Below are 18,463 nucleotides of genomic sequence, written 5' to 3'. Positions count from 1 at the left end.
TCGCAAACTCAGATTTCCAGCACGGCTTGCGGTCCCGGTTCGCCGGCGGCCTGGCAATTCAGCACCATGCCACAAATGGCCGGCAGCAGTCAGCCCACGGTCCACGTATTTCGAGGCAGCTACCGGAAGACGCAATAAATGAAGACGTAATAAATGTGACCCATGAGGCATCCTCGCGGCATCGAATCAGAAGCTGTAGAGGTTTCTACAACATTGAAGCAGCCACTACGACCAGCTAAGCTGGGCACATGAATGCTCGTCAATCGCTCCCCGAAACCGCCTGGCTGCTGCTGGTCGTCAGCCTGCCGACGTCGGCAGCCACGCCGCGTATGCGGCTGTGGCGCGGCATCAAGTCATTGGGCGGCGCAGCGCTGCGCGATGGTGCCTATCTGTTGCCCAACCTGACGGGACCCCGTGCCCAGCTCCAGTCCCTGGCCGACGACGCGGCCGGCGAGGACGGCAAAGTCTGGATTCTGTCGGTTCAGGCCACCGATGCGCAGCAGGATCTCGAGTATCGCGCACTGTTCGACCGGACGGCCGAATACGCAGCCTGGACGGCGGAGCTTTCAGGCGCGCGCGCAACGCTGGGCAGCGCGGGTGAAGCGGAGTTGCTGCGCATTGCCCGCCGCCACGGCCGGGGACTCGACGCGATACGCAAGATCGACTTTTTCCCCAACGAGGCGTCAGCCCGTGCGGAAGCGCAATGGCGCGATTTCAACGCGGCCGTCGACATCATGCTGTCGCCGGGAGAGCCGCACGGCGTGGCGGGCAGCATCCCGCGGCGAGACCCGGCCCAGTACCAGGGACGACGCTGGGCGACACGGCGGCACCTCTGGGTGGACCGCGTCGCCTGTGCCTGGTTGATCCGCCGCTTCATCGACCCCCATGCCACCTTCCTCTGGCTCGACGACGTTCGTCAATGCCCGGACGACGTGCTCGGGTTCGACTTCGATGGGGCGACGTTCACGCATATTGGCGACCGCGTTTCCTTCGAGGTGTTGCTCGCCAGCTTCGGGCTCGAGGAGGACAAAGGACTGGTTCACCTTGGCCAGATGGTCCATGTGCTGGACATCGGCGGTACGCCGGTTGCGGAGGCGACTGGCTTTGAAGCCGTGCTGGCTGGCGCGCGTGAACGCTTGCCCGATGACGATGCGCTGCTCGACGAAATCAGCCACGTCCTCGACTCCCTCCACACGCATTTTTCCGGAAGTCGCAAGCGCTAGGCCGTTGCACTTCAGCAGAGTCAGATTTCCCCAGATTTCCCCTTCCCAAGACAAACGATGAACTCGCCCCTACCACCCGACACCTCGGACCAATCCCCGCACGGACACGCTGGTTACACGTTGCGGCAACTGGTGATGTACTTCCTGCGGCTGGGCACCCTCGGCTTTGGCGGTCCGGTGGCGCTCGCCGGCTATATGCACCGGGACCTGGTGGATGCGCGGCAGTGGATCACCGATGCCGACTACAAGGAAGGCCTCGCGCTGGCGCAACTCGCACCGGGGCCGCTGGCAGCCCAGCTGGCGATCTACCTCGGCTATGTGCACTACCGCGTGCTGGGCGCCACGCTGGTCGGCATCGCGTTCGTGCTGCCCTCGTTCCTGATGGTGGTGGCGCTCGGCTGGGCCTACGTGCGCTTCGGCGGACTGACCTGGATGCAGTCGGTGTTCTACGGCGTAGGCGCCGCGGTAATCGGCATCATCGCAATCAGCGCCTACAAGCTGACCAACAAGAGCGTGGGCAAGGACAAGCTGCTGTGGTTTGTCTACCTGGTCCTCGCCGCGGTCACGGTCATCACCGAGTCGGAGGTGGCGTGGCTCTTCCTTGCGGGCGGCGTCCTGGTCTGGTTCTGGCGCGCCCCGCCCAAGTGGCTGCGCCAGGGGAAGATGAATGCCCTGGCGGCGACGCCGTTACCGGCGGCAAGCGGCGTGCTGAGTACCCTGGACTGGCCACTCCTTTGGCAGATCGGTTTGTTCTTTGCCAAGGCCGGCGCCTTCGTCTTCGGTTCGGGGCTGGCCATCGTGCCATTCCTGTACGGTGGCGTGGTCACGGACTTTCACTGGCTGAACGACAAGCAGTTCGTGGATGCGGTGGCCGTGGCGATGATCACGCCCGGCCCCGTGGTGATCACCGTTGGCTTCATCGGCTACCTGGTCGCGGGGCTGCCTGGCGCCTGCGTGGCGGCGGCCGGCACCTTCCTGCCCTGCTACCTGTTCACGATCCTGCCTGCCCCCTACTTCAAGAAGTACGGCAAGCTGCCCGCCATCCTGGCCTTTGTGGATGGCGTCACTGCCGCGGCCGTGGGCGCCATCACGGGAGCGGTCATCGTGCTGGCCAAGCGTTCGATCGTGGATATCCCGACTGCGCTGCTGGCCCTTGTTACCGTGGCTCTGCTGCTGAAATTCAAGAAGCTTTCCGAGCCCATGATTGTTGCAGGAGCCGCCTTGATTGGGCTGGTGGCCTATCCGCTGCTGCATCACTGAAACGCCACGGGAGATCCCATGACCTACCAGACGAAGCCGCTGGCTTGCGATCCGGCGAGCCTGCCGGGCCTGTCCGAAAAGCTGATCATCAGCCACCACGAAAACAACTACGGGGGCGCGGTGAAGCGCCTGAACGCCATCACGGCCGAGCTTGCCGCATTGGATATGGCGACCGTCCCTGTGTTTGTGCTCAATGGGTTGAAGCGGGAGGAACTGATTGCCGCGAACTCCATGATCCTGCACGAGGTGTATTTCGACAGCCTCGGTGATGGCGGTCCGCTGGAAGGCGATCTCAGGACTGCCATCGAACGCGACTTTGGCTCGGTCTCGCGCTGGCAGGCTGAGTTCACGGCCATGGGCAAGGCGCTTGGCGGCGGCTCGGGCTGGGTGCTGCTGACCTACTCGCCACGCGACCGGCGACTCGTCAACCAGTGGGCGTCGGATCATGCCCACACGCTTGCGGGTGCCACGCCCATCCTCGCGCTCGATATGTACGAGCACTCCTACCATATGGACTACGGCGCCAAGGCAGCGGCCTACGTGGATGCGTTCATGCAGAACATCCACTGGGAACGCGTTGCCGAGCGCCTGGCCGCTGTAGAACGATAGTCCGACGCACCCTGTCAAACGAACGGAGGCTCTCATGCAGTGGATTACGCGGGAACGCCCCAAGATCGATCGTATCGCCTGTCCGTGGCTCATCGCACGCTTCATCGACGAGAGACCGGACTTCCTGTATGTGCCAAGCGGGGACGTCGTGCGCATCGCCAGCGAGACCGGCGCAATTCCTTATGACATCCCGGGTGTCGAGCTGACGCATGTGGGCGAGCTTTGCAGCTTTGACGCGTTTCTCGACAAGTACAACCTCGGTAGTGATCCGGCCCTGCAGCAAATGGCGGGCATCGTGCGCGGCGCGGATACGTCCCGGCTGGACCTGACACCGCAGTCGGGCGGGCTCTATGCCATCTCACTGGGGCTGTCCCACGTGTTCACCGACGACCACGAAATGCTCGAGCACGGCATGGTGATGTATGACGCGCTCTATGCATGGTGTCAAAGCTGCCAGGCGGAAACGCATCAGTGGCCGCCAAGAATGCCTGCGTGAACACACCCGGAGTCCAGATGAAGCGGGTCTTACTCATCCCTTTACTCCTACTGATGACCCTTCCCGCATTGGGTGAGACCGTCATGTTCAGTCAGGTCAAGCCAGGGACATTGCCCACAGGGTGGCTGGCAGGCGTCACCGGTCACGGCCAGCCGAGATGGACCGTTGAAGCCGACCCAACCACGCCAAACGGGGGCAATGTACTCAAGCAGTCCGGCTACGGCGATTTTCCGTGGTGCGTCAAACAGGACACCGCCATGACCGACGGGTATGTCGAGGTGAAGTTCAAGCCGATCGCAGGTCGGGATGACCAGGCCGGCGGGGTAGTCTGGCGCTGGAAAGACGGCAACCAGTACTACATTGCGAGAGCAAACGCGTTGGAGAATAACGTCTCTCTGTATTACACGACCGGCGGACGCAGGCATACGATCAAGTATCAGGAAACGCCTGTCGCGGCCCGGGTCTGGCACACATTGCGTGTGGAGTTCGCCGGGAGCCATATTCAGGTTTTCCTGGACGGCACACGACAAATTGATGTGACAGACGAGCACATCAGTGGCGCTGGAGCGGTTGGCGTCTGGACGAAGGCGGACAGCGTGACATTGTTCGATGCCTTCTCGTTCGGCGCCGCGGTAGCGAAATAGCGCTGACAAGGAACAAGCATGATTGTTGCCCGTGAAGTCGCCGCGACTGTCCTGGCAGGAATGCTAAGCCTGACCGTGACGGGCTGCGACTGGCATCCGTTCGGTAAACGTAGCCATCAGGCAATCAACATCGCCCAGGTCCCCGCGCCAGTGAGAACGACGATAGACCGGCTAGCGGGCGGGCGCACCATCGGAGAAATCGAGAAGCAGGTGGTCGATGGCAAAACCCGATACGAGGTGACACTGGATTCGGGCTCTGCCAAGGGGACGATACTCATTGGCGAAGATGGCAAACAGCTCGCTGACGACGATGAGGACGAGGACTAACTTCGCGGCGGACGGGCCAGGGGCGTCGACACTGCCGCAACCGTACACGCGATGCTCGCGGGGCATTGGATCCGGGGCGGCCTTTGGCGTCACGAAGGTCGGCCATGCCTTGCCATCCTGGCCGCCTTCAGGCGAGTCAGGCCACTCAATCCGCTGACATGGGGGTGGGTCCTCGCACCCGCTTCCAACAGTGACTCAGGAGTGAAAAATGCGAATGGCAAAACAAGTTGTACTCGCCCTTACCATCATCGTTGGCGCCTGCGCCGTCGCCGTCGCAGCGCCCGCGGAGCGGAGCCCGAAGCTGGACACCGCGAAGATCGAGCAGGTAACCGGCCTCAAGGGCACCTTCTCGGAGGCCGAGAACGTATTCAAGGTGTCCAAGCCGCGCACAGATATTCCGGTCAAGGTGGATGGCGCAACCATGCCCCCGTTCATGGGGCTGACTTCGTGGGCGGCATTCACGCCAGCGCATGGCCGTCAGGTCATGCTGATGGGAGACACCGTCCTCTTCGAAGACGAAGTGAATCCGGCCATGAGCGCAGCGCTCGATGCCGGACTGGAAGTCACCGGGCTTCACAATCACTTCTTCTTTGACCAGCCGCGGGTCTACTTCATGCACATAGCTGGCATGGGCGACCCTGACCGGCTCGCCGCCGGCGTGAAGAAGATGTTTGACAAGGTCTCCGAGATTCGGGCCGCCAGTCCCTCGGTCGGGGCCGGCTTCCCGGGCGGCGCCATCCCGCAAAACAATGCAATCAGTACCGAGCCCCTGGAAGCCATTCTCGGGAAGAAGGGGCAAGCCAGCAACGGCATGTTCAAGGTTGTGATCGGAGCCAGGGCAAGCATGCATGGGGTGGCCTTCGGCAATGAAATGGGCGTCAACACTTGGGCGGCGTTTGCCGGAACGGATGACTCGGCAGTGGTGGACGGCGACTTCGTCATGCGCGAGGACGAGCTTCAGGCCGTACTCAAGGCGATGCGATCCGGTGGCATCAATATCGTTGCGATCCATCAGCACATGATCGGTGAACAGCCTCGCTACATGTTCCTGCACTACTGGGGCAAGGGCAAGGCGACGGAATTGGCAACGAGTGTCAGGAAGGCCCTGGATGCGCAGGCCAGCGTGCACAAGTAGCAAGCGCGGACATGCGAATGAATGCGAGACGCCACCCAGGCCAGATACGATCGTGGCGACGCCGAGTCGTGTCGGGCCTGGCCGTCGCCCTGGTCGCCTTGCTCGGCCCGGGTTTCTGCCTTCCCGCGACAACGGCACTGCCGTCCCGGGCTTTGCCGTTGCAGCATGTCGGCGACTTCCCGCTGCCCGGCGGCACGACGCGCTGGGACTATCTTAGCCTCGACCCCGCCAGGTCACGGCTGTTCATTGCGCACCTTGGCGACAGTGCGGTCGTCGTCATGGACACAAAGACCAAAGCCACACTGGTGACGATTGGCGATGTCGGCCATGTGCACGGCACGCTGGCGGTTCCGGAGCTCAACCGCGTGTATGCCTCGGCGACCGCGACCAATGAAGTTGTGGCGATCGACGCATCCACCTTAAAGATCGTGGCACGCATCGCCGGTGGGGTCTATCCCGATGGGATCGCCTATGCTCCCGAGGCCGGCAAGCTCTATGTCTCCGATGAGCGTGGCAATACCGAAACCGTGATCGACGTCCGCACCAACCGGCGCATCGCCACCATCGAGCTGGGCGGCGCCGTGGGCAACACACAATATGATCCGGCCTCGAAGCATATCTTCGTGAACGTCCAGCAACGCCGGTCGCTGGTCGAGATTGATCCGCGCACGGACAAGGTCATCGATCGCATCACTTTGCCGGGAGCAGAAGGCAACCACGGACTGCTGATCGCGCCGGCGTTGCGATTGGCCTTCATCGCCTGCGAAGGGAATGATCGCTTGCTCGTACTCGATATGAAGAGCAAGCAGATCATCGCGAACTTCGGGGTGGGCCGGGAACCGGACGTGCTGGGCTACGACGCGGATCTCGGCCAGCTATATGTGGCAAGCGAATCAGGCGTGCTGTCGATCTTCAAGGTCGCAGCAACGGGCGTGACAAAGGTCGGGGAAGGCTTTGTCGGATCGAATGCGCACAGTCTGACGATCGATCCGGCTTCGCATGAAATCTACCTTCCGTTGAAAGATGTCGATCATCACCCCGTGATGCGGGTCATGAGACCATGATGCCCTTGCGGAAATGCCATGGACAGAACGTCATGGCTTATAGGCGATGGCCTCGATTTCGATCTTGGTGCCGGCCATGTTCTTGCCCTGCAATGTCGAACGCGCCGGCTTGCCATGCGGAAAGAACTCGCCGTAGATGCGATTGAATTCCTCAAAGTCGCGCGGGTCTTCGAGCCACACCGTTGTCTTGACGACGTCGTCGAGCGTACAACCTGCCAGTGCCAGTACGCTCGCGACGTTGTGCAAGGTCTGGCGCGTTTGTGCTTCGATCCCACCGGCGACCAGGGTACCGTCTTGCGCCCTTGCCACCTGCCCCGATACATAGACAAAATCACCGGCCTTCGTCGCGAGCGAGCGCGGTAGCGTTCGCGTTGCCGGATTGTTCTCTGCAAAGTAGTCGATCGTCATGGCTGGCACCTTGTGAAGAGTCCTATCCATCCTATACCGCGGCGGGACCGCCGCAAGCCAGCCCAGGCCGTTTGCGGAAGCCCCCCGATGGAACGCTCAGCCCTCGGGTTGGTGGCAAACCACTTCGATGTTGTCTGGAGCTAGCCGGGCGTGTATTCGAATGACCAGACGTCCTGCTCATCGCGCAGCGTGCCCACCGGCGCGCCGTCGATGCTGGCCACCGGTACACAATCAGCCATGCCCGTCCTTATCGGCCAGCTCCGTTGCCGTTCCCGCCGAAGCCTGGCGCCGGCGGCTGCGGGCCTGGCGTTGGCGGAGCTTGTCGCGCTCGGTGCCGACCAGCGGCGCAGCGGCCTCCGGCACATCCACGACGATGCGGATGCCCAGTCCGCTCAGCACCTGGAACAGCTTGCCCCAGCGGATCCCCTCGGCGCCGTTCTCGACGCGGACCATGAAGTTCTCGCTGACGCCGATCGCACCAGCGGCGTCGTCCTGCCGCATGCCGTTCGCCTTGCGCGAGGCACGCACGATAGCGCCAATATCGGAGGCGTCGCCAAGCTGAAATTGCATAAAATCTCCCTGATTGCAAAGATTTTAGGTTGCCAAGCCGAAAGAATCAAAAAATCTCCTTGATCGCCAAGATTTTTGAGCGCCGGCCGGGTTGCGGAACACAGCCTTAGTCATTTCCGAATTCCCTTGCCCGCGCGCGCAATTTAAGGTTTCCGACATAAGTGTCCCTGCCGCCACGCGAGTAGGCACTCCGGCACCGGCCGGCAAAAGAATCGAAGGAGACAGCGATGCATACCCTTTCGCGCACCGGCACGCAGCGCCGCGCCTGGCTGCTGGCCACCGGCCTGGCACTCGCTGCGGCCGCCACGCTCGGCCACCCTGGCCTGGCCAGGGCGCAGACCTGGCCCTCCCGTCCGATCCAGCTTCTGATTCCCTATCCGCCCGGCGGCAGCGCAGACCTGCTGGCGCGCCCGGTGGCCGCACGGCTGCAGGAACGGCTGGGCCAGCCGGTGGTGCTCGACTACCGGCCCGGCGCCGGCGGCACCATTGCCACGAAGATGCTCGCGCGCGCCAAGCCCGATGGCAACACGCTGGTCATGGTACTGGCCGCGCATGCGATCAATGCGAGCCTGTATCCCAAATTGCCGTATGACACGCGCAAGGACTTCGCGCCTGTTTCGCTGGTGGCCAATCTGCCGATGGTCCTGGCCGGCAGCAGCTCGCTGCGCGCCAGCACGGTGCCGGAGCTGATCGCCGAGGCCAAGGCATCGCCGGGCAAGCTCACGTTCGGCTCGGCCGGCAACGGCAACACGGGCCACCTCGCGGGCGAGCTGTTCGATTCGGTGGCGGGCGTCAAGATGACCCACGTGCCGTACAAGGGCAGCGCGCAGGTCGTGACGGCGATGCTGTCGGGCGAGATCCAGCTGACCTTCGACAGCATCTCGACCACGCTGCCGCACGTGCGCAGCGGCAAGGTGCGCGCACTCGCGGTGACCGGCACGAAGCGTGCCGCGATCGCGCCCGACGTACCGACGCTGGCCGAGGTTGGCGTGCCGGGCATCAATATCACCGGCTGGTATGCCGTGCTTGCGCCGGCCGGTACGCCGCCACCCGTGGTCGAGCGCCTCAGCCGCGAAATTGCGACGGTCCTGAAGGAGCCCGAGCTGAAGGCCAACCTCGCGTCCAATGGCTATGAACCGGTGGGCTCGACGCCTGACGCCCTGCGCACGCATATCGACGCCGAGATCACGCGCTGGAGCAAAGTCGTCAAGGACTCCGGCGCCCAGGTACAGTAAGCCTCCCGAACCGAATTCCCCATCGCCGGCGGAAGGACAAGCTCCGCCGGCCTGCATGCCATGACCGACACCTCCCCGATGCAACGCCCCTTTACCAGCATGTCCACGCTCGTGCGCGGCCACGCTGCCAGCCAGCCCGCGCATGTCGCCCTTGTGCAGGGCGAGCAATCGATGTCCTATGACGAGCTCGATGCCACCATGAACCGCATCGGCGCCGCGCTCCAGCGCGACGGGGTGCCGCCCGGCGGCACGATCGCGATCTGCGCGACCTCGTCCATCGAATATGCCGCGGTGTACCTCGGCGCCATCCGCGCCGGCGTGGTCGTCGCGCCGCTCGCGCCGTCGTCCACCGCGCAGAGCCTGGCCGATATGGTGGCCGATGCAGGCGCCAGCATCCTGTTCCTCGATGCCGCGGTCGCCGATGCGCTGCGGCCCGTGCTGCCGCAGCTCGGCAACACGCGTCTGGTGACGCTGGATAACAGCGCCGCGGGCCAGCCATTCCAGTCATGGCTGGCACCGGCCGGCGCACCGTTCGCGGAACCGGAAGTGCGCCCGGAACTGCCGCTCAACATCATCTATTCGTCCGGCACGACCGGCATGCCCAAGGGCATCGTCCAGTCGCACGGCATGCGCTGGGCGCACGTGTCGCGCGGCGCCATGACCGGCTACGGCACCGATGCCATCACGCTGCTCTCCACCCCGCTCTACTCGAACACCACGCTCGCCAGCTTCTTCCCGACCATCGGGCTGGGCGGCACCGCCGTGCTGATGCCGAAGTTCGACGCCGGCAAGTACCTGGAACTGGCCCAGCACCATCGCGTCACGCACACCATGCTGGTGCCGGTGCAATACCAGCGCCTGATGGCCCATCCGGATTTCGACAAGTACGACCTGTCGAGCTTCCGGCGCAAGTTCTGCACCAGCGCCCCCTTCAGCGCGGCTCTCAAGGGCGAAGTGCTGCGCCGCTGGCCCGGCAAGCTGACGGAGCTGTACGGCATGACCGAGGGCGGTGGCGGCTGCATGCTGGCCGCGGACGAGTTCCCCGACAAGCTGCACACCGTCGGGCGCCCGGCACCAGGCGCGGATGTCCGTCTCATCGACGAAGACGGCAAGGAACTGCCGCCCGGCAGCATCGGCGAAGTCGTCGGCCGCTCGGGTGCCATGATGAACGGCTACCACAACCTGCCGGCCAAGTCCGCCGAGGTGGAGTGGCATGATGCCGAGGGCAATCGCTTTATCCGCACGGGCGATATCGGCCGCTTTGATGAAGACGGCTTCCTGGTGCTGATGGACCGCATGAAGGACGTGATCATCTCCGGCGGCTTCAACATCTATCCGAGCGATATCGAGGCCGTGGTGCGCACGCACGAGGCCGTGGCGGATGTGTCCGTGGTCGGCGTGCCATCGGAGCGCTGGGGCGAAACGCCGGTCGGCTTCATTGCGCTGCGCGATGGCCATGGCACAACGGCGCAGGCGGTACTCGACTGGGCCAACGAACGCCTGGGCAAGACGCAGCGCCTGAGCGCGCTGCATGTGGTCGACAGCCTGCCGCGCAGCGCCATCGGCAAGGTGCTCAAGCGCGAACTGCGGGACCGCATCACCGCCTGAACGAAAAACATTCCCGAAACACTTGCACAGCCGCGAAGGGCTCTCTATAATCTGCGGCTTCGCTAGGCTCGTAGCTCAGCTGGTTAGAGCACCACCTTGACATGGTGGGGGTCGTTGGTTCGAGTCCAATCGAGCCTACCAACGCACAACGCAAACACGGACGGTCGCCACTTCGGCACCGTCCGTTTTTGTTTTTGCCCCGGCTTTTTGCGGCGCGTTCCGCCGAATCAGGCCTTCCAGACCGATGCATCCGGCACCACCGTCGCAAAGCGGTCGTGCAATGCCGCCAGCGTGACACGGTGCAATTGCGCCGCGCGCAACGGCTCGCCGCCGAGCGGGTCGGGCAGGTCGCGCGTGGCGCAGGCATTGGCCACCAGCGTGACGCGATAGCCGTGATCCAGTGCCGAACGTACCGTTGCGCTGATGCACATATGGGTCTGAAAGCCTGCCACGATCAGTTCCTTGCGGCCGAGCGCCGTGAGCCGTGCGGCCAGGTCCGTGCCGGCAAAGCTGTTCGGCAGGTGCTTGACCACAGTCTGCTCGTCCGCCTGCGGCGTCAGTCCTTCGATGAACGACACATAGGGCCCCGCCGGATCAAAGGCCCCCTTGCCCTTGCCGTGGTGCGCCACGTGGATGACCGGCGTACCGTGCCGACGCGCCAGCGCCAGCAGCTCGGCACAGGCGGCCACGGCCTCCGGCATGCCGGTCAGCGGCAGCACGCCGTCGGTGTATTCGCGCTGGTGGTCCACCAGGACCAGCACCGAGTCCTCCCAGGCAGACGGCTTGCGGCTGGCGCCGGCGGCGTCGAGCAGGGTAACGGGGGTAGTAGCAGACATCGCGGATTCTCCGGTTGAGTAGGTTGTGCAGGCATCGTAGATCACGCTATGCTGTGCGCCAATTACCCACTCACACACAGCCGCTGTGCAAAAACGTACAGTCTCGTGGGACGACCTGCTGACCTTGTCCACCCTGATCCGCGCCGGCAGCTATTCGGCTTGCGCGCGCGAGTTGGATATCACCCATGCCACGGCCATCCGGCGCATCCGGCGGCTGGAAAACGCGCTGGGCAAACCCGTGGCCACGCGCGCCGAAGGCGCCTTCGAACTGACCTCGGCGGGCCGCAATGCGCTGACGGCGGCGCGGCAGATGGAACAATCGGCCGACCGCCTGATGCGCGAGCTTGAGGGCACGGGCAGCGGTACCTCCGGCGTGGTGCGCGTCGCCGCGACGGCAGCGCTGGGCAGCCACTTCCTGATCCCGCGACTGCCCGGGCTGTATGCAGCCAATCCCGACATCGTGGTTCGCCTTGAACTGGACGACCGCCGGGCCAGCCTGGCACGGCGGCACGCACATCTCGCCGTGCGGCTCGCACGGCCGCAGGAAGACGATATCGTGGCCATGCGCGTCGGCACGGTGCGGTTCGGGCTCTATGGCTCGGCCAAGGTCCCCATGGACGAGAGCACCCCGCTATGCGCGCTGCTCGACGAAGGCTATGGCATTCCCGAGGCCACCTGGCCGCATGGTGCAAGGCGCCGCATCGCCTTTCACTCGAACAACCTGCTGGCCGTGCGCGAAGCCGTGCGCGCGGGCCTCGGGACGGCCCTGCTGCCGCACTACGTGGCGCGCGACGATGCCGGGCTACGCCTGTTGCGCGAGGTCCCCGAGGTCATGCGCGAGATCTGGCTGGCCTACCCCACCGAGTTTCGCGGCGCGTCGCGCTTCCGGCCGGTGATCGAGTGGCTCGCCGATACGCTGTCCCAATGCTGACGGCAGCCCCCGCGCGTGGCCGTGGAAAGCACGGCATCGCCGGTAGAGAACTGCTGCGCTGTTCGGACCTGCTCGCTGGCGACTGCCAGTCGGATTGGATTGCCCTGTGAACGCCTGCCTCAGTCGACCGGTGTAAACCTCTCGATGCCTATACTGAACTAAGCCGATATGCACCTGAAGGCAGCCGACGGCGCACCGGCGCATCCGACGATCGTCATGGCATCACACGGGTGCCGGGTTTGAATGGAGCTGCCGGCTGGCAGCGAAACCCGGGAGGAATCCGGTGCGGGAATATCGCTGACCCTGAAAATGCGGTCAGCGGTACATCCGACAGCATTTCAGCAGGTATTCCCGAATGGCTGCTCAGGGCCCATGCCACATGGACAGGGGGACCCCATCATGAGAAATCGCCGCTATATCGTCACCATCGACCAACCCAGGGACGTTTCCGACGATCAGATGGCCGAGTACATCAAGCTCGCCATCGCCAGCTGGGGCGCCGGGCTGCCGCCGCCCCCGCCAGACAGTCCGTTCTTCGACCTGGATGTAGAGTCGGTAACGTCCATCCACAGTCACAAACACGACACATGAGGGGCTCTCGCTTACCCCAGGCTGGCAAGCAGCGCCTGCGCTTCTTGCCAGTCGGCCGTATCAAACCCCTCCGTGAACAGGCCGTGAATCTCTGCCAGCATCCGGTGCGCGGCGTGCGCCTTGCCCTGTCGCTGCCATAGCCGCGCCAGGCTCAGCGCGGCGCGCAACTCGAGCGAGCGCGATCCCTGGTCATGGGCAACGGCAACCGCATTCTGAAAGCATGCTTCGGCCTCCGTGTCCCTGGCACGCCTGCCAGTTGCGTCGCCTGTCGACTGCAGCAGCAGTTCCCCCTTGAGACGAAGCAATATGGGTTCCGCAAAGCGCTCGCCCCTGGACTCCGCCAACTGCTGCGCCTCAGCCAGCGTAACAAGGCCCGTTTCAGGGGTACCGGATAAGCCATAGCCTTCAGCGAGGAGAGCCAGGATCCGTGACTGCCCCAACACCGCACCAGTGGCCTCGTAGTCCGCGAGGCCTTCGCGTATCCGGGCAATGCCCTCCTCGTGGTTGCCCGCCTCGGCCAGCGTCCAGCCGCGCAGGATGGTTCCCCACGCCAGGTAGAGAGGAAACCCCTGCTCGCTCGAGAGTGCGATGGCGGCGTCCGCATATTCCCGCGCCAGCTGCGACTCGCGCCGGTACAGGTGCAGTTCGGCCGCGAACAGCAGGCTCAGCGCAAGGCTGAAGGGATCGGCACATTTCCTGGCCAGCGCCAGGGCCTCCTCGTTGCGCTGGCGGGACTGGTCCGGAAAGCCCAGATACCACAGGATCCATCCCAGGGCGCTCAAGGCATGGATGGCCGGCAGGCGGCCATAGCCCAGCAGGAAATCATGGATGTACCCCTCCGGGTGATGCAGCATGAGCACCTGCTCCATATGCGTACGAGCCTCGCCGATCCGGCCCAGGCGAAACACGCTTGCCGCGACGGTGCGGTGCGCCTCGGCAAGATGCTCTGGCCTTTGCGAACGCTGCGCTGAACCAAGCAAGCGCTCGGCCAGGGCGAGCGCGGTGTCATACTGCCCGCGCAACTGATAGAACGACCACAGCCCCATCTGCGCCGAGAATAATTCCGGGGTTTCCCCGCCCTGCTCGCACAAAGCAAGCGCACGCCTGTAAGTGGACTCCACTTCCGCGGAAGCGTGGCCTCGGGCGGCTATCCAGGCCGGGCCGAGCGTCAGCAGCAGGATGAGTTCTTCGCGCGCCCGCGCCGGCGAGTCCGGCGTGGACTTGAGCAGCTCGAGAGCGGCGCTGAGATGGCGGATGGCTTCGAGTTGGGCCGAGCGCTGCAGGGCCAGTTGTGCAGCGAGGTGCAGGTATTCGATCGCCTTTGGTACGTTGCCGCTCTTGCTGTAATGGTGAGCCAGCTCGCTGCAATAGTCCTTCTGCCGGCCCGGATACAGCGCCTCGATGGCCTGGGCCGTGCGTTCATGCAGCATGCTGCGCTGCCCCGTCAGCAGGGAGTTGCCGGCCACCTCCTGCGTCAGGGCGTGTTTGAACGAATACTCCACCTCGGGGAACGCCGGACGCTCGAAGATAAAGTCCCCTGCCTGGAGATCGCCCAACAGGGGGCGCAACGTCTCTTCCGGCATGGCGCTGACATGCCGGATCAGGCTTAGCGGAAACTCCTTGCCGATTACCGCCAGGGTCTGCAGCAATTCCTTCTGCGCGACGGGCAGCCGGTCGATACGGGCAGCGAGCACCCCCTGCACGGTTGTCGGAATATGGAGGTCCAGCGGCGGCTTCTCGATCCGGTAGCTGCCGGGCTGGCCGAGCAGGACCTTTTCTTCAACCAGCGTCTGGACCACTTCCTCCATAAAGAACGGGTTGCCTTCGGTCTTCGACAGGATCAGCGCTTTCAGGGGCAAGAGCGAGGGATGGTTGCCCAGCAGTCCCGTCAGCAGCACCTGCGCCTCTGCCAGCCCCAGCGGATCCAGGCTCAACTGGGTGTAATAGGGCCTGGCGCCCCAGTCATGCGCGTACTCCGGGCGGTAATTGACCAGCAACAGGATCCGGGCCTGCGGCACATGCTCGATCAGGATATTGAGGAAAGCCTCGGTCTCACTATCCAGCCATTGCAGGTCTTCGAACAGGACCATGAGCGGCTGGTTCTGGCTCTCGCGCACCAGCAGGCGTGCGATGGCTTCGAAGGTGCGCTGGCGCCGGATCGCCGAGTCCATCGTCGGCAGCACCGACCCCGGCTCGCTGAAGCCGAGCAGGTAAAGCACGTAGGGCAGATGCTCCTCCAGGGTGCGATCCAGGATCATGAGCCTGCCCGCGACCTTCTCGCGGCACAGGCGTTCGTCATCCTGTATCGTGATCTGGAAGTAGTTCCTCAGCAGGTCGACCAGCGGCAGGTAAGGAAACGCCTTGCCGTGCGATACGGAGAAGGTCTCGAGCACCATGCAGCCTTGCTGCGCGCGTCCTTTGAACTCGTGGAACAGGCGCGACTTGCCAACGCCCGCCTCGCCCACCACGCCGATGATCTGCCCGCGCCCTTCCCTGGCCGACGCAAAGGCGTGCTGCAAGCGTTCCAGTTCGGCCTGGCGCCCGACAAACTTCGCCAGGCCGCGATGCGCCGCCACCTGCAGGCGCGTACGCAACGCGCCGAGGCCGAGTACCTCGTAGACCGCGAGCGGCTCGCGGACGCCCTTGACGCTTGTCGTCCCAAGGTCCTTGAACTTGAAATACCCTTCGGTCAGCTTGTGGGTCGATTCGCTGACCAGGATGGACGACGGCATGGCAACGCCTTCCATGCGCGCGGCGATATGGATGGTGTGTCCCACCGGGTCATAGTCGGTGCGCAGGTCATCCTTGCGGATGGAACGCACCACCACTTCGCCGGTATGGACGCCTACGCGGATCTGCAGCGGCACGCCCTGCTCCAGGCGGACCCGGTCAGCATGGCAGCGCATCGCTTCCTGCATGCGCAGCGCCGCGAACAAAGCCCGCAGCGGATGGTCCTCGTGCGCAATGGGTGCGCCGAACAGCGCCATGATGCCGTCACCGAGGGATTTGGCGACGTATCCCTCATAGTGGTGCACGGCCTCCATCATCAGGGCCACCACCGGGTCGATCAGGCCGCGCGCTTCCTCGGGGTCCAGGTCCTGGATCAATGCCGTCGAGCCAGCCATGTCCGCGAACAGCGCGGTAATGGTCTTGCGTTCGCCCGCCGTGCCGCCTCTGGCTTCCATGGCCGCCTGTTCGGCAAGGATGCGCTCGGCCAGATGGGGTGGCGTGTACAGAACGGGGGCGGAATTGGCCGAGGCCGAGGCCGGGGCCGGGGCCAGGACCGAGCGAGTACCGGGCGTGACAACGGCGGCAGCCAGGGAGGCGCCGCACGCTCCGCAGAACTTTGCCGTAGGGCTGGACTCCTTGCCGCATTGGGGGCAAACCTGCGCAAGCCTGCTCCCACATTCTTCGCAGAAGTTGACTCCTGCGGGATTCTCGAACCCGCAACTCGCGCAGCGCATATCGCCCTCTGACCGCATTCGCCTGTCACGCACCCATTAGAGGCGCAATCACTGCACATCGCAAGTCAGAGCTCACGTTGCGGCGAAAGCGGAGAGCGGCAAGCCGCTCGCGGGCGGGGACGAAAGTGGCGCAATAACATCTCTTACGCCCGGCGCCGTGGCTGCTCCCTCAAGATTTCAATGCATCCGTCGGAATCGCTTCGCTTCGGCTTGTCAGGCACGCACGCTACCTGACGAGACTGCACGCACCGGGCGAACGGACCGGTGCGGCTATCTCGTCACGAGCGTGCTGCGTACGGCGTTCGTATGCCGGTACTCTTCGACTTAAAAGGCCGGAACCGAAGTGGCCGCGTCGCGGTACACCTGGCGGCCTCCGACATAGGTGGCAATGGCGTGGAGATTCTGGATGTCGACTTCAGGCACCGTCAGATAGTCTCCTGACAACACCACGAAGTCGGCCAGCTTGCCCTTTTCGATCGAGCCCTTGGTATCGGCCTCGCCGTTCAGGTCGGCATAGTTGATGGTGAACATGCGCAGCACGTCGGCGCGTCCCACGCGTTCGTCCGGTCCATATACGCCGTCGGTGATCGTGTCGCGGGTAATAAAGTGATACATCCCCCAGAACGGATTGACCGGCATGTTCGCGGAATCGGTGCCGCCGACGAGCTGGAAGCCGGCATCCATGAAGGTCTTCACGGGGGTCACGTGTTCTGCGCGGTCGTGCCCCCAGTACTTCGACAGCACCGGTGCGGCAACGTACAGGTGGGCCTGCACGGACAGCCTGGCGCCCAGGGTGCGTACGCGGTCGAGCTGCTCCTTGCGGACCACGAATGCATGCTCGATGGTCCAGCCCCTGACGGCGCCCGGGCTGGCCTTGTCGAGGCTTTCCCATGCCGTCAGGACCTGGTCCAGCGCCGCATCGCCAACCACGTGCACGGCCACGCGGTACTTGTTGCGGGCCAGTTCGCCGACCACATCCTGGTACGCCTGGCCGGAAACCAGCGGCAGCCCGAAGAACGTTCCGCCCTTGCCGTAAGGCTCGCTGTAAGGCTGGCTCATATAGCCGCCTTCAAACCCGCCATCGACCGAAGTCTTCGCGCCCCAGATGCGCACCCATTCGTCGCCAGAGCCCGGCGGCAACTGGGCCGAGGCAATAATCGACTTGATCTGCGCGGCCGAGTTCACGGGCGCCATGGCGTTGAGCAGCAGCTGGAAGCGCAGGCTCAGCTTGCCCGCGGCCTGGAGCTGGCGGATGACGGCATAGGCCGAGGGCACGTCAGTGCCCGTGAACATGCCCGGCACACGCACGCTGGTCAGCCCCAGCGCATTGAGCTTGCGCTGCATTTCTTCCAGTGCCGCGGCGTCAAACTTGGGCGGCGCGGGCAGCGTCATCAGCGAGCGCGCATTGTTGATCAGGACGCCGGTCAACTGGCCGTTGCTGTCTTTCTGGATGATGCCGCCGTCGGGCGACACCGTGCTTTCGGTGATATTCCACTTGGCCAGCGCCGCGCTGTTGAGCATGGCCGTCAGGCCGCCGCGGTGCAGCACCAGCGGGTTGTTCGGCGCCACAGCGTCGAGCTCGGCGCGGGTGGGCAGGCGAACCTCTTTCAACTGGGCCTCATGCCAGTCGGAGTTGCTTTGCAGCAGATCGCCGGGCGCATGGCTGGCAACGGCATCGCGAATCGCGGCCAGCACATCGTCAATCCTGCGCGTGCGCGACAGGTCGATGCCAGGGCCGCCGCCCGCGCCATGCAGGTGGCCATCGCTGAGGCCAGGGACAATGGTGCGCCCGCCCATGTCGACCACACGCGTGGCCGGGCCGACATGCTTGCCTAATTCACTTGACGATCCGACCGCCAGGAATTTTCCGTCCTTGACGGCGAATCCCTGCTCTACGGTATTGGCGGCGTCGACGGTCAGGACTTTCGCGTTGGTGTAGACCGTATCGGCGACAGGCTCGGATGAGCCCCCGCATCCCGCTAGCGGCAGCACGATGGCCGCGATGCCGAGCCAGCCCGGCACTCCCCTGCTCCTGCTGATTTTCATTCCTTGCTCCCCCAAT

At 64.3% G+C, this 18,463-nt stretch carries 17 protein-coding genes and 1 tRNA gene; 13 read left to right on the top strand and 5 right to left on the bottom strand.

Translation table 11 applies throughout. From position 1 onward, the window contains the following. Positions 1-248: 248 nt before the first annotated feature. From CupriaWKF_RS07125 to CupriaWKF_RS07090, 8 genes are all read left to right on the top strand, one after another. Positions 249-1,223, top strand: coding sequence for a chromate resistance protein ChrB domain-containing protein (locus tag CupriaWKF_RS07125; protein ID WP_276100273.1), 975 nt, complete (start codon positions 249-251; stop codon positions 1,221-1,223). A 57-nt stretch (positions 1,224-1,280) separates the two neighbouring features. Then, positions 1,281-2,483, top strand: coding sequence for a chromate transporter (locus tag CupriaWKF_RS07120; protein WP_276100272.1), 1,203 nt, complete (start codon positions 1,281-1,283; stop codon positions 2,481-2,483). A gap of 18 nt (positions 2,484-2,501) precedes the next feature. Continuing rightward, positions 2,502-3,092, top strand: coding sequence for a Fe-Mn family superoxide dismutase (locus CupriaWKF_RS07115; RefSeq protein ID WP_276100271.1), 591 nt, complete (start codon positions 2,502-2,504; stop codon positions 3,090-3,092). Positions 3,093-3,126: 34 nt separating this feature from the next. Continuing rightward, a complete protein-coding gene (locus CupriaWKF_RS07110) occupies positions 3,127-3,588 on the top strand; it encodes a chromate resistance protein ChrB domain-containing protein (protein ID WP_276100270.1) in 462 nt (153 codons plus the stop codon). 17 nt (positions 3,589-3,605) lie between these two features. Next, positions 3,606-4,232 (top strand): hypothetical protein, encoded by a 627-nt coding sequence (locus CupriaWKF_RS07105; protein WP_276100702.1) that lies wholly within the window; start codon positions 3,606-3,608, stop codon positions 4,230-4,232. Positions 4,233-4,250: 18 nt separating this feature from the next. Then, positions 4,251-4,559 carry a hypothetical protein gene (locus CupriaWKF_RS07100; protein WP_276100269.1) on the top strand — a complete coding sequence of 103 codons (309 nt, stop codon included), beginning with the start codon at positions 4,251-4,253 and terminating at the stop codon, positions 4,557-4,559. 208 nt (positions 4,560-4,767) lie between these two features. Further along, positions 4,768-5,694, top strand: a complete 927-nt coding sequence (locus CupriaWKF_RS07095) for a DUF1259 domain-containing protein (RefSeq protein ID WP_276100268.1) — start codon at positions 4,768-4,770, stop codon at positions 5,692-5,694. Between the two features lie 17 nt (positions 5,695-5,711). Next, positions 5,712-6,758, top strand: coding sequence for a YncE family protein (locus tag CupriaWKF_RS07090; RefSeq protein ID WP_276100267.1), 1,047 nt, complete (start codon positions 5,712-5,714; stop codon positions 6,756-6,758). A 30-nt stretch (positions 6,759-6,788) separates the two neighbouring features. Here the strand turns inward: CupriaWKF_RS07090 and CupriaWKF_RS07085 are convergent, their stop codons facing one another. Then, positions 6,789-7,166, bottom strand: coding sequence for a RidA family protein (locus tag CupriaWKF_RS07085; RefSeq protein ID WP_276100266.1), 378 nt, complete (start codon positions 7,164-7,166; stop codon positions 6,789-6,791). A 231-nt stretch (positions 7,167-7,397) separates the two neighbouring features. Further along, on the bottom strand, positions 7,398-7,736 hold the full coding sequence (locus CupriaWKF_RS07080) for a helix-turn-helix domain-containing protein (RefSeq protein ID WP_276100265.1): 339 nt from the start codon (positions 7,734-7,736) through the stop codon (positions 7,398-7,400). A gap of 227 nt (positions 7,737-7,963) precedes the next feature. Here CupriaWKF_RS07080 and CupriaWKF_RS07075 point away from each other — a divergent pair, with 227 nt between their 5' ends. The 3 genes from CupriaWKF_RS07075 (at position 7,964) to CupriaWKF_RS07065 (ending at position 10,720) form a co-directional block, all read left to right on the top strand. Further along, positions 7,964-8,971: a tripartite tricarboxylate transporter substrate binding protein gene (locus tag CupriaWKF_RS07075; RefSeq protein ID WP_276100264.1), complete on the top strand. Its 1,008-nt coding sequence runs from the start codon at positions 7,964-7,966 to the stop codon at positions 8,969-8,971. Positions 8,972-9,031: 60 nt separating this feature from the next. Then, complete coding sequence (locus CupriaWKF_RS07070) at positions 9,032-10,579, top strand: class I adenylate-forming enzyme family protein (RefSeq protein ID WP_276100263.1); 1,548 nt, start codon at positions 9,032-9,034, stop codon at positions 10,577-10,579. A gap of 64 nt (positions 10,580-10,643) precedes the next feature. Then, positions 10,644-10,720, top strand: a tRNA-Val gene (locus CupriaWKF_RS07065). Positions 10,721-10,806: 86 nt separating this feature from the next. On the opposite strand, the gene CupriaWKF_RS07060 is transcribed toward CupriaWKF_RS07065, so the two are convergent. Then, a complete protein-coding gene (locus tag CupriaWKF_RS07060; protein WP_276100262.1) occupies positions 10,807-11,415 on the bottom strand; it encodes a cysteine hydrolase family protein in 609 nt (202 codons plus the stop codon). Positions 11,416-11,500: 85 nt separating this feature from the next. Here CupriaWKF_RS07060 and CupriaWKF_RS07055 point away from each other — a divergent pair, with 85 nt between their 5' ends. Further along, entirely contained in the window at positions 11,501-12,346 is an 846-nt protein-coding gene (locus CupriaWKF_RS07055) for a LysR family transcriptional regulator (RefSeq protein WP_276100261.1), read from the top strand. 399 nt (positions 12,347-12,745) lie between these two features. Next, on the top strand, positions 12,746-12,937 hold the full coding sequence (locus tag CupriaWKF_RS07050; protein WP_276100260.1) for a hypothetical protein: 192 nt from the start codon (positions 12,746-12,748) through the stop codon (positions 12,935-12,937). Between the two features lie 11 nt (positions 12,938-12,948). On the opposite strand, the gene CupriaWKF_RS07045 is transcribed toward CupriaWKF_RS07050, so the two are convergent. Together CupriaWKF_RS07045 and CupriaWKF_RS07040 are read right to left on the bottom strand one after the other, a co-directional pair. Continuing rightward, positions 12,949-16,401 (bottom strand): adenylate/guanylate cyclase domain-containing protein, encoded by a 3,453-nt coding sequence (locus CupriaWKF_RS07045; protein ID WP_276100259.1) that lies wholly within the window; start codon positions 16,399-16,401, stop codon positions 12,949-12,951. A 324-nt stretch (positions 16,402-16,725) separates the two neighbouring features. Further along, complete coding sequence (locus CupriaWKF_RS07040; RefSeq protein ID WP_276100258.1) at positions 16,726-18,447, bottom strand: amidohydrolase; 1,722 nt, start codon at positions 18,445-18,447, stop codon at positions 16,726-16,728. Positions 18,448-18,463: the final 16 nt, after the last annotated feature.

This window comes from Cupriavidus sp. WKF15, assembly GCF_029278605.1.
In the GTDB taxonomy this organism is placed as follows: domain Bacteria; phylum Pseudomonadota; class Gammaproteobacteria; order Burkholderiales; family Burkholderiaceae; genus Cupriavidus.
This window is presented reverse-complemented; position numbering and strand designations above follow the sequence as displayed.

Excerpts from the sequence above, each read along its gene's own strand:
- CupriaWKF_RS07125 (WP_276100273.1), top strand. The coding sequence starts at position 249 with ATGAATGCTCGTCAATCGCTCCCCGAAACCGCCTGGCTGCTGCTGGTC.
- CupriaWKF_RS07120 (WP_276100272.1), top strand. The coding sequence starts at position 1,281 with ATGAACTCGCCCCTACCACCCGACACCTCGGACCAATCCCCGCACGGA.
- CupriaWKF_RS07115 (WP_276100271.1), top strand. The coding sequence starts at position 2,502 with ATGACCTACCAGACGAAGCCGCTGGCTTGCGATCCGGCGAGCCTGCCG.
- CupriaWKF_RS07110 (WP_276100270.1), top strand. The coding sequence starts at position 3,127 with ATGCAGTGGATTACGCGGGAACGCCCCAAGATCGATCGTATCGCCTGT.
- CupriaWKF_RS07105 (WP_276100702.1), top strand. The coding sequence starts at position 3,606 with ATGAAGCGGGTCTTACTCATCCCTTTACTCCTACTGATGACCCTTCCC.
- CupriaWKF_RS07100 (WP_276100269.1), top strand. The coding sequence starts at position 4,251 with ATGATTGTTGCCCGTGAAGTCGCCGCGACTGTCCTGGCAGGAATGCTA.
- CupriaWKF_RS07095 (WP_276100268.1), top strand. The coding sequence starts at position 4,768 with ATGCGAATGGCAAAACAAGTTGTACTCGCCCTTACCATCATCGTTGGC.
- CupriaWKF_RS07090 (WP_276100267.1), top strand. The coding sequence starts at position 5,712 with ATGAATGCGAGACGCCACCCAGGCCAGATACGATCGTGGCGACGCCGA.
- CupriaWKF_RS07085 (WP_276100266.1), bottom strand. The coding sequence starts at position 7,166 with ATGACGATCGACTACTTTGCAGAGAACAATCCGGCAACGCGAACGCTA.
- CupriaWKF_RS07080 (WP_276100265.1), bottom strand. The coding sequence starts at position 7,736 with ATGCAATTTCAGCTTGGCGACGCCTCCGATATTGGCGCTATCGTGCGT.
- CupriaWKF_RS07075 (WP_276100264.1), top strand. The coding sequence starts at position 7,964 with ATGCATACCCTTTCGCGCACCGGCACGCAGCGCCGCGCCTGGCTGCTG.
- CupriaWKF_RS07070 (WP_276100263.1), top strand. The coding sequence starts at position 9,032 with ATGACCGACACCTCCCCGATGCAACGCCCCTTTACCAGCATGTCCACG.
- CupriaWKF_RS07060 (WP_276100262.1), bottom strand. The coding sequence starts at position 11,415 with ATGTCTGCTACTACCCCCGTTACCCTGCTCGACGCCGCCGGCGCCAGC.
- CupriaWKF_RS07050 (WP_276100260.1), top strand. The coding sequence starts at position 12,746 with ATGAGAAATCGCCGCTATATCGTCACCATCGACCAACCCAGGGACGTT.
- CupriaWKF_RS07045 (WP_276100259.1), bottom strand. The coding sequence starts at position 16,401 with ATGCGCTGCGCGAGTTGCGGGTTCGAGAATCCCGCAGGAGTCAACTTC.
- CupriaWKF_RS07040 (WP_276100258.1), bottom strand. The coding sequence starts at position 18,447 with ATGAAAATCAGCAGGAGCAGGGGAGTGCCGGGCTGGCTCGGCATCGCG.